This is a genomic window from Flavobacterium myungsuense, from assembly GCF_042677265.1.
Lineage (GTDB): Bacteria > Bacteroidota > Bacteroidia > Flavobacteriales > Flavobacteriaceae > Flavobacterium > Flavobacterium myungsuense.
The window spans coordinates 37,644-51,245 of the sequence record NZ_JBHTIZ010000046.1 but is presented as its reverse complement, the minus strand read 5'-3'; the positions used below and the strand labels follow the sequence as shown (position 1 = coordinate 51,245).

Here is a 13,602-nt window from a genome sequence, read left to right as displayed (position 1 = left end):
ATTTCAACTTAAAAGCCATCATTTAGATGGTTTTTGTTTTCTATAAAGTTTATATTTGTTAAAAAATTTGAAACATGTTTTTTTCATTAATTATTCCAGTTTATAATAGACCCGATGAAGTAGATGAGCTTTTAGAAAGTGTATCGTTATCAGATTATAGTGCTGGTTTTGAAGTAGTAATTATTGAAGACGGCTCTACAATAACGTGTAAGAATATTGTTGATAATTATCAAAATAAACTAAATATTTCCTACTATTTCAAAGAAAATTCAGGGCCAGGAGATTCTAGAAATTTTGGAATGCACAAAGCCAAAGGTGATTATTTTATTATTTTCGATTCTGATTGTATTATACCAAAACACTATTTGTCTGAAGTTGCCAAAAGCTTACAAAACAATTATGTAGATTGCTTCGGCGGACCGGATAAAGCGTTAGATTCTTTTTCAGATGTACAGAAAGCCATAAATTTTGCCATGACTTCTTTTTTAACCACAGGCGGAATTCGAGGAGGATCTGAGAAAATAGATAAATTCCAACCCAGAAGTTTCAATATGGGATTGTCTAAAAAGGCTTTTGAAGTTTCAGGTGGTTTTGGAAACATTCATCCCGGTGAAGATCCCGATTTAACTATTCGATTATGGAATTTAGGATTTGAAACCAAATTATTTCCTAACGCTTTTGTGTATCATAAACGAAGAATCGATTGGAATAAGTTTTCAATTCAGGTAAATAAATTCGGAAAAGCAAGGCCTATTTTAAATAGTAGGTATCCTCAATACAATAAGCTTACTTATTTTTTTCCATCGGTTTTTAGTATTGGTTTTGGTATTTCAATTTTCTTATTGATACTTTTACATGACACACTATTTAAGTGTTATGTTTTCTATTTTTTAATGATTTTTGTAGTTTCCAGCTATCAAAATAAGAGCATAAAAATAGGTTACTTATCTGTTATTGCAGTTTGGAAACAGTTTTTTGGCTATGGTTTGGGATTCATTAATTCCTATTTCAAAATAATAGTATTAAAACAAAATCCTCAAAAAGCATTTCCTGAATTATTCTTTAAATCATGACAAAAATTATAGGATTAACGGGAGGCATTGGAAGCGGAAAAACAACCATTGCCAAATATTTTGCTGAGAAAGGAATTCCTGTATATATTGCTGATGATGAAGCTAGAAAAATTACAGAATCACCAGATATTCTTCAATCAATTCGAACAGTTTTCGGAGATGAAGTTTTTAATAATGAAAAACTAGATAGGGTAAAAGTCTCTCAAATTGTTTTTAATGATACCAATAAATTAAAGCAGCTGAACGAGATAATTCATCCTGCTGTAAAAAAACATTTTAAAAATTGGGTTTTGCATCACTCAAATTTTGATTTTATTGTATATGAAACAGCAATATTATTTGAAAGTGGGAGTTATAAGCAATGTGATGCTGTTATTTCAGTAATTGCTCCAATAGAAACAAGAATTAATAGGGTTATGATAAGAGATTCAGTTTCAAGAGAAGAGGTGCTTAATAGAATTAAAAATCAATTATCAGATGAAGATTTAATCAAAAAAAGTGACTTCATTGTTGAAAATAATACTCTAGAAGAAGCAAAGCGTCAAGTTAATAAAATTCTTAAAAAAATTACAATTCAATAATATTATTAACATTTGTTAATCTTTGGTTAATACAATCACAGTATAAATGTTAAATTGCTTAAATTTGTGTCGATGAATAAATTGTTTTTTCGTTTACTTGTAGTTTTGATGAGTTTATCCTTAATAGGAATAATTCTTGTTCAGGTATACTGGTTTAATACTTCATTTAAAAATAATGATGAACAGTTTAGGTATCATATTACTCAAGTAATTGGAAACGTTGCTGATAAAATTCAAAAAGAAGAAGCGTACAGTTTTATTGATAAGTATAAAAAATTAAAAGATAGTATAGGAAAAGAACCTGAAAAAAGTGATTTTCTAGAATTTGGATACTATCAAAGAGATTCACGAACTAACGAAACAATAATTTATTCAAATAATATTGTATCAGAAGATTTTAGTATTTCTTCCTCGTTCTTTGATAAAAAAACTGACAGTTTAAAAAAACTAAAAAACTTTACCTCTAAAAGAGTCACAGAAGTATACAATAATAACGACATTGATCAAACAAGCGTTCAACAAAAAACACTTCCAGACATTAAAATTAGAAAGACAGGAAAGTTAGAAATTCTTGAAAATGCACAATTTGAAATATTTTTTAAAGATATTGCTGCTGCAAAACCTTTAAAAGATAGAGTTTCAAAAGAAAAACTTCATGAATTACTAGAAATGGAGTTGAAAGAGTACGAAGTAAAAACTCCCTTTGAATTTGCAATTTATAGTAACGGATTGGCAACTAAAGTAAAATCGGATAATTTTAAGTTTGATAAAAACGCTACTTATTCAATTCATGTATTTACAGATAACGAGGGTAAAAGTAAATATGAATTATTAGTTAGTTTTCCTCATAAACAAAAATTTCTGTTCTCTGAATTAGTAGGAATTACTTTATTGTCAATCATTTTTACACTAATCATTATTATTGCTTATTCTAGTGCATTAAACCAATTAATACGTCAGAGGCAGATTTCAGAAATTAAAACTGATTTTATTAACAATATGACTCACGAATTTAAAACACCAATTGCTACAATAAATCTAGCGCTTGATGCCATAAAAAATCCTAAAGTAATTGAAGATAAAGAAAAAATAAACAGGTACTTGCAAATGATTCGGGATGAAAATAAACGAATGCATGCACAAGTAGAAAATGTATTACGAATTTCGAAATTAGAAAAGAAAGAATTAGACATTACAAAAGAGTCAAATAACGTTCACGACATTATTGAAGATGCTATAGAACATGTAAATTTAATTATAGAAGACAGGCAAGGAACTATAACCACACATTTACTGGCTAATAGAACAACAGTTTTGCTTAACGATGTTCATTTTACTAATGTACTCGTAAATGTGTTAGATAATGCCATAAAGTATTCTCCTGATGTTCCTAAAATTGATGTTTATACAGAAAACTTAAGAGATTTTGTTATCATCAAGATTAAAGATCAAGGAGCAGGAATGAGTAAAGTAGCTCAAAAAAGGATTTTCGAAAAATTCTATCGAGAGCATACTGGAGATTTACATAACGTAAAAGGACACGGATTGGGCCTAGCTTATGTAAAAAGGATTGTAGAAGATCACAACGGTGAAATATTCGTTGAAAGCGAAAAAGGAAAAGGAAGTACATTTATAATAAAAATACCACTAATTAACTAAAAATAGTATGGAAACAGATAATAAAAAAATTCTTTTAGTAGAAGACGACCAAAATTTTGGTGCAATATTAAAAGATTACTTAATGCTTAATGATTTTGATGTAACATTGGCAAAAAACGGAATGGAAGGTTTCGAAAAATTTAAAAAGGATACCTACGATTTATGCATTCTTGATGTCATGATGCCCTATAAAGATGGGTACACTTTGGCGAAAGAAATAAGAGAAAAAAATAAAGAAGTGCCAATTATTTTCCTTACTGCAAAATCTATGAAAGAAGATGTGCTTAAAGGGTATAAAGCAGGAGCCGACGATTATTTGAACAAGCCTTTTGATTCAGAAGTACTGTTGATGAAAATTAAAGCCATTATTCAAAGAAAAACAACCGATGTAAAAAGTGAACATGTTAAATTTGAGTTTCAAATTGGTAACTTTCATTTGAATTCTAAACTTCGTTTTTTAACGTTTAAAAATGAAGAACCAATAAAATTGTCTCCAAAAGAGAATGAACTCCTTAAAATGTTGGCTATCTATGAAGATGATTTAATGCCAAGAGAACTCGCTCTAACAAAAATTTGGAGAGACGATAACTACTTTACTTCAAGAAGTATGGATGTGTATATTGCTAAACTAAGAAAATACTTAAAACCTGATGAAAATGTTGAAATTCTAAACATTCATGGAGAAGGATTTAGATTAGTAGTAAAAAACAAAGTAACATTATAATGAAATTAAGGCTTCGAGAAATCGAAGCCTTTTTTATTTCCAATTCAATTGCAGAGCAAAACAGTTTTTATTTTCCTTTGTAATGCTAAAAATAGTTTTGTTTATTGATTGACTCTCATGAAGTATTACCTTATCATTTAAGGATAATTCTTTTAGAAAATTCATTTCAAAGCTTTCTATATTTTGATTCAGAATTTGGTTTTCATCAACAAAATCCAAACACCATTCTAGATATTTTACATTGTTTACGTGATTTACATTGTCTAGATCAGATAAACGAACCGTTTTTTCAAAAACCATTTCTTTTTCATCAGAAATACTAATTTTAGAAAATGGTTGCATAGTAGCTTTTTGTTCTGGATACAATTCAAAATGATTAAAAGGTAAAGCAAGTTGTTCTGGTCTTCGGGTTTTAGTATTAAAAACTACCCAAAAAGTTTCAGAACCAACAATCTTTTTTCCATCTACATACATTTCTAAAGCACGAACAGAACGGGAATTTTCTAAAGAATCAATCCACGTTTTTACCGTTACGGTATCTTTCCATTTGGGTAATTCTGATATTTCAACTCGCATTCGACTTAATACCCATGCCTGATTGAATTCTTGCATATCAGAAAAACTGATGCCTCCAACTTCTGAATGTGCCGCAGCCGTTAATTGCAAGAGGTTACATAAATCGGTATACTTTAAATATCCGTTTGGGGCACATTGAGTAAAATTGATTTCCCAGTTTTTAGAAAGTATTGAAGTGAAATGTGAAGAGATAGGCATATAAATAATTTATGAATTATGAATTATTCCAGTTATATAATCAATGATTTTATTTCTATCAGTTAAACAATCAAACCATTTTGTATTTTCATTTCTTTTGAACCATGTAAGTTGCCTTTTAGAAAATCTTCGGGTATTTTTCTTGATTTCTTCAATGGCAAATTCTAAAGTAAATTCGCCATCAAAAAAACGAAACAGCTCTCTATAACCAACCGTTTGCAACGCATTTAATTCATTATTTGGAAATAAGTCTTTGGCTTCAGCCAATAAACCATCATTAATCATAACATCAACACGATGATTAATTCGGCTATAAATAATACTTCTTTCTGCTTCTAAACCAATGAGAATAGGAGTGAAGCTTCTCTCCTTTTTTTTCTGATTAATAAAAGATGAATATGGTCTTCCAGAACCCATACACACTTCAACAAACCGCATCATTCGTTGCGGGTTTTGCAACGTTTGAGGATTTTCTACAGTTAATTTTTCAAAATAGGAAGCGTCTAATTTCCTCAATTGATTTTGTAAATAGTCAATTCCTAATTTATCATAATCAGCTTGAATAGCCAAACGAACTCTAACATCAATTTCAGGAAAATCATCAAATCCTTTCAAAATCGCATCTACATACAATCCTGAACCGCCTACTAGAATCACAAAATCATTGGTCAAAAACAATTCATCAAGTTTAGCAATAGCTTCTTTTTCAAAATCGCCAACCGTATAATTGTCAAAAATAGATTTGTTTTGTATAAAATGATGCTTTGCAGAAGCTAATTCTTCTATACTTGGTACAGCTGTGCCAATTGTCATTTCCTTAAAAAACTGTCGGCTGTCGCAAGAAAGAATATCGCATTTAAAATGCTGCGCTAAAGCAATACTCAACGCTGTTTTTCCAATAGCCGTTGGTCCAACAATGGTGATGAGAAATTTAGCCATGACTAGAATTTTTTAATTTTCAAACTCTTACTTCTTCTAATATGACTTTGGATAATATTTCGAGTGTCTCGATTGTTTTGCATCGGAATTATAATGTTTCTAAGGATATCGATGTTGTTAATTTGATAATTCAAATCATAAAAGGCATATCCTTTATAAATCCCGTTTTCTATCAAAATAGCGCTTCGTTCATTAATAGTTCGTCCTCTATCAATTAAAACCATATTCTGATTTTCGAAACTATTTTTGTCTATGTAGGATTGAACTCTTTCATTATAAACTAATGCCGAAATTTTGCCAGTACAAGCACCATCACATTCTTTTATTTTGTATTGAAAACACTCCGATTTAGTAATGTAAAGTCCAGTAAGTTTTTGACACAAATGATATTCAGAAGTAATTCGAAATAACGTATTTTTTCCTTCTTGTAGTGTTGTAAATGAAGTGATTTCTTTTTTTCGACCATCGGCTTTTTGCAATTTTAAATTCAGATAGCCATTATTGTCATATTCTGAGTACAAAGCCCATTGAAAAATAGTCTTGCGTTGTGCTCTGTTAAGGATAGGTTTATTGATTTTTATTTCTTCACTTTCTTTCAATAAAGCAATCAATTCGCTACCTGTCTCATCATAGGTTACTGTAAAAACTTCGGACTGAATTTTTTTACATTTTGTAGTCGTTCCAGTAAAATGCTGATTGATTCTTTTTTTTATATTTCGGCTTTTGCCAATATAAATCAATTCGCTTTTTTCGTTATGAATGTAATAAGTTCCCGTTTTTGAAGGCAAACTTTCAACAATATCTAATAATTTGGGAGCTATCCCTTTAACAATTTCTGTTTTAATAAGTTCTTTCAGAATCACTTTTTCTAAATCCTTATCTAAAAGCATTTTAAAGAGTTTCACAGTAGCTAATGCATCTCCACTGGCCCGATGCCTGTCTGCCATAGGAATTCCTAAAGCACGTACCAATTTACCTAAACTGTAGGAGGGTTGTTCCGGAATTAAAACTTTAGCGAGTTCGACTGTACAAAGCGTTTTTGCTTCAAAATTATATCCCAATCGACGGAACTCAGTACGAAGAATTCTGAAGTCGAAACTTGCATTATGGGCCACAATAACACAATCTTGAGTGATTTCAATAATACGTTTGGCGATTTCATAAAACTTTGGAGCCAATCGTAACATGGCATTATTTATCCCTGTTAGTTTTACAACAAATGGCTGTATTGGAATTTCAGGGTTTACCAAACTAATAAATTGATCTACAATTTCATGCCCATCATATTTGTAAATGGCAATCTCAGTAATTCCCTCTTCATTAAATTGGCCTCCAGTGGTTTCTATGTCGATTATTGCATACAAAATAAGTGCTCGGTGTTCAGTTTTAGTATTAAGTTGTGAAATCTAAAATGCTTCGCCAGTTCGCTGACGCTAGGGTCAAAAATCGTTAATCTGAAATCAAAAATCAAATTCGTCCTCCAAATATACTACTTCCAATTCGAACCATAGTGCTTCCGCATTCAATTGCGAGTTTATAATCGCCAGACATTCCCATAGATAAAGTTAGAAGTTGGTTTGTAGTATCAAAAATCGTTTTCAAATGAGTGAATTCTTTCTTGATTTGCTCTTGATTATCGGTAAAAGTTGCCATTCCCATTAAACCAACAATTCGAATTTTTTTCATTTCTTGAAATGTTGCAGAAGAGAGAATTTCGTTCAATTCTTTTTCATTAAGACCAAATTTTGTTTCCTCTTCAGCAATATGAATTTGTAGTAAACAATCGATAATTCGGTCGTTTTTTTGTGCTTGCTTGTTTATTTCCTCTAATAATTTCAAACTGTCTACACCATGAATCAAGCTTACGAATGGCGCCATAAATTTAACTTTATTGGTCTGAACGTGACCTATCATATGCCATTCGATATCTTTAGGCATCGCTTCCCATTTCTCAGCCATTTCTTGGATTTTGTTTTCACCAAAAATGCGTTGACCCGCATCATAGGCTTCCATTAAATCAGAAATGGGTTTGGTTTTAGAAACAGCAACCAGAGTTACATGTTCTGGTAATGCCGATTTTATGTTGAGTAGATTTTGTTTTATTGACATTTTTAAATTATCAATTATTAATTATTCATTGTTAATTTATAAGAACTGTTTAGCCACTTTCTCTGCTTTTTTACTTTCACTATAATCATAAAAGCCTTCTCCAGATTTTACTCCTAATTTTCCTGCTCGAACCATATTGACTAATAACGGACATGGCGCATATTTTGGATTTTTGAATCCGTCATACATTACGTTTAAAATTGCCAAACAAACGTCAAGTCCAATAAAATCAGCTAATTGCAATGGTCCCATCGGATGACCCATTCCAAGTTTCATAACGGTATCGATTTCATAAACGCCAGCCACTTTGTTGTAAAGTGTTTCGATGGATTCATTAATCATAGGCATCAAAATTCTATTGGCTACAAAGCCAGGATAATCGTTGACTTCAACGGGAGTTTTTCCTAGTTTTTGCGATAAATCCATGATGATTTTAGTCACTTCGTCACTCGTATTGTATCCACGAATGATTTCGACCAATTTCATGATAGGCACTGGATTCATAAAGTGCATCCCAATAACGCGTTCAGGATGAGCAACTACTGCACCTATTTGCGTGATGGAAATAGAAGAAGTGTTGGTCGCTAAAATGGTATTGTGCGAACAAATTTCGTTCAGTTGCTTGAATATATTCAGTTTTAATTCAACATTTTCAGTAGCGGCTTCAACTACTAAATCTACGCCAACGACACCGTCTTTTAGGTCGGTATAGGTTATTATATTAGTGATTGTTTTAACAACCTCTTCATTTGTAATGGTTCCTTTTGCAACCATTCGTTCTAGATTAGCAGCAATAGTTGCCATCCCTTTGTCTAACGATTTTTCGGAGATATCAATTAGTTTTACGGTAAATCCGCTTTGCGCAAATGTATGTGCAATTCCGTTACCCATCGTTCCTGCACCAATTACGGCTATTGTTTTCATATTTAAATCTTATTTTTTAAAACAATCAATAATTTGATACGCCACTCTCAACGCATTTGTTCCTTGTTCCAGAGTTACAACCGGAGTTGTATCCGTATTTATAGCATTCGCAAAAGATTCTAATTCATCCAGAATGGCATTGTTAGGTGCAACTTCAGGATTAGCAAAATAAATTTGTTTTTTTACCCCTTCGGCATTTTGCAAAATCATATCGAAATCGCCAGGAATTTCGGGAGCATCTTTCATTTTTACAACTTCGCAAACTTTGTCAAGAAAATCAACTGAGATATAAGCATCTTTTTGAAAAAAACGAGATTTACGCATGTTTTTCATTGAAATTCGGCTTGCGGTTAAGTTGGCAACACAGCCGTTTTCGAATTCAATTCGTGCATTGGCAATGTCTGGCGTATCACTAATTACAGAAACACCACTAGCATTAATATTTTTCACTTTTGAATTTACGACACTTAAAATAGCATCAATATCATGTATCATCAAATCTAAAACTACAGGAACGTCTGTACCACGCGGATTAAATTCTGCCAAACGATGCGACTCAATAAACATTGGGTTTTCAATCATGCTTTTTGTAGCAATAAAGGCAGGATTAAAACGCTCTACATGTCCCACTTGTCCTTTTACATTAAATTCTTTTGCTAAAGCTATAATTTCTTCGGCTTCGGCAACAGTATTTGAAATGGGTTTTTCTATAAAAACATGTTTGCCAGATTTAATAGCCACTTTTGCACATTTATAATGAGAAAGAGTAGGGGTAACAATATCTATGACATTAACTGCATGAATTAATTTGGCAATAGTATCAAATTGTTTGTATCCGAATTCAGCAGCTATTTTAGCTCCATTTTCATGATTTTCATCATAGAAGCCTACTAATTCATATTTTTCGGATTGTTGCAATAACCGCAAGTGTATTTTACCAAGATGACCAGCACCCAAAACGCCAACTTTTAACATAAAAATGATTTTGAACAAAAATAGGAATTAATTGATAATGGATAATTGATAATTGGCATTTTGTTTTCTATTTTTACCAAAATAAATTAAACCAAGTTTTGAAAGATACTGACAAACATAGAGGCCTTAGAAATCAATTAGTAAGCCTTCTTAAGGAAAAAGGAATTGTAGACAAAAATGTTTTGGCAACCATTGCTAATATACCAAGACATTTTTTTCTGGACTCTGGTTTTGAAAACTTTGCCTATCAAGACAAAGCTTTCCCAATTGGAGAAGAACAGACCATTTCACAACCGTATACTGTGGCATTTCAAACGCAATTATTAGAATTAAAGAAAGGGCAAAAAGTACTGGAAATTGGCACAGGTAGTGGTTATCAAACAGCTGTTTTGTTTGCTTTGGGTGCTCATGTATATAGCATAGAACGTCAAAATAAATTGTTTAAAAAAACCAAAAAATTATTGGAAAATTTAGGAATCCGTCCTAAGCATTTGTCCTTTGGAGATGGTTATAAAGGTTTGCCAGATCATGCTCCTTTTGATAGTATTATTGTTACTGCAGGTGCGCCAATTATTCCCCAAGCCCTGATGGCACAATTAAAAATAGGAGGACGGTTAGTTATTCCTTTAGGGGAAGATGTTCAAGAGATGACGGTTTTAATACGCAAAAATGAAACCCAATTTGAAAAACATGAATTTGGAGAATTCCGTTTTGTTCCATTATTAGAAAATAAAAATTAACAAATATTTTTGAGTTACAATATCGTTTTATCTCTATTTTTGAGATGTAATATGCTATAAATTATATTTTTATGAAAAATATTTTGACGTTTCTTTTCTTTACTTTCAGTTTGTTTGTCTCGGCTCAAACTGTAACTACTGTTCCTGCAATTATTACTGATGATTATACAGGAATTATAACTATAACTTATGATCCAGGAGCTAGTGCTATGGCAACAGCTACTAATTGTTATGCCCATACGGGGGTAACAATTGCTGGAACTCAATGGAAATGTGCTCCTTCATGGAGAAGCGGTTTAGCCAAAAATAAGTTAGTTAAAAACGGAACTAAGTGGGTATTGACTATAGATAATATGTATACTTACTATGGTTGTGCGGGTACTTATCAAGAGTTATCTTTTGTTTTTAATGATGGTCCTGGAGGTACAAAAGAAGGTAAAGACGCCACTGGAAAAGATTTTTTCATTCCAGTTATTCCTGCTGGAGAATTGAGTGTTAAGTTCGCATCAACTTCTTCATCCGGAGCTATAAATCCAGGAAGCACTGTTACTTTTTCTGCAGATGCGACAAGTAGTTCTGAGTTGACTATTAAAAAAAATGGAGTAGCAGTAAAAACAGAAAGTAATTCCACTACTATTACTTACAGTGAAGTTTTAAATGCAATTGGAGATTATATTTATACTGTTGAAGCTTTGTCTGGAATAAAAACCGCTTCAGATTCTCGTTCGGTGGCCATTATTTCAAGTTCTGAAAATCAACCACGGCCGTCAGGATTATTTGGTGGTATTACTTATAATTCTACTGATAATACAAAAGCGCATTTGTGTTTGTATGCTAAAGATAGGAGTAATGTTTTACCTGATAACGTTTTTGTAGTTGGTGATTTTAATAATTGGGGAATTTCAAATGCCTATCAATTAAAAAGAGATGGAGATACTGGTTATTGGTGGATAGAACTTTCAGGTCTACAATCCGGAGTAGAATATGCTTTTCAATATGCAGTAAAAATTGGAACTAAAATGGTAAAAGTAAGTGATCCTTATTCTGAGAAAGTTTTAAATCCTGACGATCAATGGGAACCCAAACAACAATATCCTAATTTAAAAGCATATCCATCTCAAGGCGATGGTTATGTATCAGTATTACAAACCAATAAGCCTTCGTTTAATTGGAGCCCACAGACACAAAATTTTGTCAAACCTAATAAAAACAATTTGGTAATTTATGAGTTATGGGTGCATGATTTTTCGTCCATTCGTAGTTTTAATGCTATAGCTGATCGATTGAGTTATCTTCAAAACTTAGGTGTAAATGCCATTCAAATTATGCCAATTACAGAATTTGATGGAAATATAAGTTGGGGCTATAATCCTAATCACTACTTTTCAGTTGATAAATCTTATGGGACAGAAAACGACCTTAAAAAATTAATAGACGAGTGCCACAAAAGAGGAATTGCTGTTATTCTAGATATGGTTTTTAATCACGTAACGGGTGCCGCACCACAAGCCAAAATGTATTGGGGAACCAATGCTATAGCTACTAATAATCCTTGGTTCAATCAAAGTGCTCCTCACGGATCAAGTGTAAATCAGGATTACGATCATAATTTTCCTCAAACCCGTGACATGTTTAAACGTGCCCTTAAGTATTGGATTGATGAATATAAAGTTGACGGTTATCGTATGGATATTTCTCATGGTTTTTGCGGATCCAACTGTAGTAATCGTTCAGAAATCATGTTCGACTATTATAATAATGGTGTAAAAGCAGGAAATCCTGATGCCTATTTCATATTAGAACATTGGGAGCAAACTGCGGGAGAGCGAGAAAATTACATCAATTTTGGCATGATGTGTCATTTAAACAACACTAAAAGTTACGAACAAACCGCTATGGGGTGGTTAAAGGATGGAGACGATTTAAGTAGTTCTAATCAAGATGGCTTTTTAACCTATTGCGAAAGTCATGACGAAGAAAGAAACATGTATAAAGCGAAAGCTTTTGGTAATGGAGCAACCGTAAAAACAACTGAAGGCCGAAGTTTTAGAGCGCCATTGAATACTGCTTTTAATGTATTGTTAAATGGATCTCACATGATGTGGATGTTTCAAGAGTTAGCCTTTGATTATAGTATTTTCAGTAATTCAACAGGAGCAACAGGAAATAGAACAGACCCAAAGCCTATTCCCGAGAGTTTAAATTGGTATACCAACTCAACTCGCATGGCTTCTTATCAAAAAATAGGTCAATTGATTCAATTGCGAACACGCATATTACCTAATTTATTTTCAGGAAATCCTTCTAGTAGTGATTTAGGCGGAGGTAAGGCAGCGAGAAGTGTAATTTGGGGTTCTGGAAACGAGCGTGTCTTTGTTGTAGGTAATTTTAATGCTCCAACAGATGGGCAAACGTTTACAGGGCCAGTAAATATTACTTTACCAGCGGGAAATAATTGGTTCGATTATTTAGCAGATGGCAATGTTTCAATATCTTCAGGAACAAATGTATCCTTGCAGCCAGGAGAATTAAAAATTTACACTGCAACTCGGTATACTTTACCTACAGTTCCTAATTCGTTTACTGATTTTACTCTAGGGTTAAATGAAATCAATAAGGACGAAGTAGTATGCAATGTATATCCAACAGTAGTAAATGAAACAATGACAATAGATACTAAGGAATCAATTAAAGATTTAAAAGTGATTGGCATTAATGGAGTAACTTTTTCGCCTATATTGAATTATAATGTAATTGATGTTTCTAAAGTTAATTCAGGTCTATATTTGTTGCACATTACTTTTAATAACAATAAAACGAAGACAGTTAAATTTTTTAAGAAGTAAGGAATACTTTTTTATAAAAAATGATTTAGTTTTATTGGTAAGAAAAAATAATAAACATACATTTGCATATTATTAAGAAAAAATCAGGAAAACATGTTTGAATTTTCACAGTATTTAGGATTTCTACTTTTTTTAACCGTTCTGTCTATAGGATTTTGGTTAATGTTTTTTCTAGTTGCTTTTGTCCAGTATTGGGTAGGAGGAGCTTTGTATGAAATGTATAAAGAAAGGAAAGCTAAGAAAAATCAATCTGTTTAA

The 13,602-nt window shown here is 32.0% G+C and carries 13 protein-coding genes; 7 read left to right on the top strand and 6 right to left on the bottom strand.

Annotated elements, in window-relative coordinates; translation table 11 throughout:
* Positions 1-74: 74 nt before the first annotated feature.
* The 4 genes from ACFQ0S_RS12880 to ACFQ0S_RS12865 all read left to right on the top strand — a co-directional run bounded on the left by ACFQ0S_RS12880 (position 75) and on the right by ACFQ0S_RS12865 (position 4,037).
* Complete coding sequence (locus tag ACFQ0S_RS12880) at positions 75-1,073, top strand: glycosyltransferase (protein WP_379759412.1); 999 nt, start codon at positions 75-77, stop codon at positions 1,071-1,073.
* Positions 1,070-1,654 (top strand): dephospho-CoA kinase, encoded by a 585-nt coding sequence (gene coaE, locus ACFQ0S_RS12875; protein WP_379759415.1) that lies wholly within the window; start codon positions 1,070-1,072, stop codon positions 1,652-1,654. The genes ACFQ0S_RS12880 and coaE overlap by 4 nt, the downstream gene beginning before the upstream one ends.
* Positions 1,655-1,726: 72 nt before the next feature.
* Positions 1,727-3,313, top strand: coding sequence for a sensor histidine kinase (locus ACFQ0S_RS12870; protein WP_379759418.1), 1,587 nt, complete (start codon positions 1,727-1,729; stop codon positions 3,311-3,313).
* Between the two features lie 7 nt (positions 3,314-3,320).
* Positions 3,321-4,037 carry a response regulator transcription factor gene (locus ACFQ0S_RS12865; RefSeq protein ID WP_379759421.1) on the top strand — a complete coding sequence of 239 codons (717 nt, stop codon included), beginning with the start codon at positions 3,321-3,323 and terminating at the stop codon, positions 4,035-4,037.
* Between the two features lie 33 nt (positions 4,038-4,070).
* Here the strand turns inward: ACFQ0S_RS12865 and ACFQ0S_RS12860 are convergent, their stop codons facing one another.
* From ACFQ0S_RS12860 to ACFQ0S_RS12835, 6 genes are all read right to left on the bottom strand, one after another.
* Positions 4,071-4,811 carry an acyl-[acyl-carrier-protein] thioesterase gene (locus ACFQ0S_RS12860; RefSeq protein ID WP_379759424.1) on the bottom strand — a complete coding sequence of 247 codons (741 nt, stop codon included), beginning with the start codon at positions 4,809-4,811 and terminating at the stop codon, positions 4,071-4,073.
* A 9-nt stretch (positions 4,812-4,820) separates the two neighbouring features.
* Positions 4,821-5,750, bottom strand: a complete 930-nt coding sequence (gene miaA, locus ACFQ0S_RS12855; RefSeq protein WP_379759427.1) for a tRNA (adenosine(37)-N6)-dimethylallyltransferase MiaA — start codon at positions 5,748-5,750, stop codon at positions 4,821-4,823.
* Positions 5,751-5,752: 2 nt separating this feature from the next.
* Entirely contained in the window at positions 5,753-7,114 is a 1,362-nt protein-coding gene (locus tag ACFQ0S_RS12850; RefSeq protein ID WP_379759430.1) for an exonuclease domain-containing protein, read from the bottom strand.
* 103 nt (positions 7,115-7,217) lie between these two features.
* Positions 7,218-7,859 carry a YggS family pyridoxal phosphate-dependent enzyme gene (locus ACFQ0S_RS12845; protein ID WP_379759433.1) on the bottom strand — a complete coding sequence of 214 codons (642 nt, stop codon included), beginning with the start codon at positions 7,857-7,859 and terminating at the stop codon, positions 7,218-7,220.
* 36 nt (positions 7,860-7,895) lie between these two features.
* Entirely contained in the window at positions 7,896-8,783 is an 888-nt protein-coding gene (locus ACFQ0S_RS12840) for a 3-hydroxyacyl-CoA dehydrogenase family protein (RefSeq protein WP_379759436.1), read from the bottom strand.
* A 9-nt stretch (positions 8,784-8,792) separates the two neighbouring features.
* Complete coding sequence (locus ACFQ0S_RS12835) at positions 8,793-9,758, bottom strand: Gfo/Idh/MocA family oxidoreductase (protein ID WP_379759438.1); 966 nt, start codon at positions 9,756-9,758, stop codon at positions 8,793-8,795.
* A gap of 98 nt (positions 9,759-9,856) precedes the next feature.
* Between ACFQ0S_RS12835 and ACFQ0S_RS12830 the strand changes: the two genes are divergently transcribed.
* The 3 genes from ACFQ0S_RS12830 to ACFQ0S_RS12820 all read left to right on the top strand — a co-directional run bounded on the left by ACFQ0S_RS12830 (position 9,857) and on the right by ACFQ0S_RS12820 (position 13,602).
* On the top strand, positions 9,857-10,498 hold the full coding sequence (locus tag ACFQ0S_RS12830; RefSeq protein WP_379759441.1) for a protein-L-isoaspartate(D-aspartate) O-methyltransferase: 642 nt from the start codon (positions 9,857-9,859) through the stop codon (positions 10,496-10,498).
* 71 nt (positions 10,499-10,569) lie between these two features.
* Positions 10,570-13,344, top strand: a complete 2,775-nt coding sequence (locus tag ACFQ0S_RS12825; RefSeq protein ID WP_379759444.1) for an alpha-amylase family glycosyl hydrolase — start codon at positions 10,570-10,572, stop codon at positions 13,342-13,344.
* Positions 13,345-13,437: 93 nt separating this feature from the next.
* A complete protein-coding gene (locus ACFQ0S_RS12820; RefSeq protein ID WP_191963387.1) occupies positions 13,438-13,602 on the top strand; it encodes a hypothetical protein in 165 nt (54 codons plus the stop codon).

Bases quoted from the DNA above. Each gene is read 5' to 3' on its own strand.
- ACFQ0S_RS12880 (WP_379759412.1), top strand. From the start codon at position 75: ATGTTTTTTTCATTAATTATTCCAGTTTATAATAGACCCGATGAAGTA.
- coaE (WP_379759415.1), top strand. From the start codon at position 1,070: ATGACAAAAATTATAGGATTAACGGGAGGCATTGGAAGCGGAAAAACA.
- ACFQ0S_RS12870 (WP_379759418.1), top strand. From the start codon at position 1,727: ATGAATAAATTGTTTTTTCGTTTACTTGTAGTTTTGATGAGTTTATCC.
- ACFQ0S_RS12865 (WP_379759421.1), top strand. From the start codon at position 3,321: ATGGAAACAGATAATAAAAAAATTCTTTTAGTAGAAGACGACCAAAAT.
- ACFQ0S_RS12860 (WP_379759424.1), bottom strand. From the start codon at position 4,811: ATGCCTATCTCTTCACATTTCACTTCAATACTTTCTAAAAACTGGGAA.
- miaA (WP_379759427.1), bottom strand. From the start codon at position 5,750: ATGGCTAAATTTCTCATCACCATTGTTGGACCAACGGCTATTGGAAAA.
- ACFQ0S_RS12845 (WP_379759433.1), bottom strand. From the start codon at position 7,859: ATGTCAATAAAACAAAATCTACTCAACATAAAATCGGCATTACCAGAA.
- ACFQ0S_RS12840 (WP_379759436.1), bottom strand. From the start codon at position 8,783: ATGAAAACAATAGCCGTAATTGGTGCAGGAACGATGGGTAACGGAATT.
- ACFQ0S_RS12835 (WP_379759438.1), bottom strand. From the start codon at position 9,758: ATGTTAAAAGTTGGCGTTTTGGGTGCTGGTCATCTTGGTAAAATACAC.
- ACFQ0S_RS12825 (WP_379759444.1), top strand. From the start codon at position 10,570: ATGAAAAATATTTTGACGTTTCTTTTCTTTACTTTCAGTTTGTTTGTC.
- ACFQ0S_RS12820 (WP_191963387.1), top strand. From the start codon at position 13,438: ATGTTTGAATTTTCACAGTATTTAGGATTTCTACTTTTTTTAACCGTT.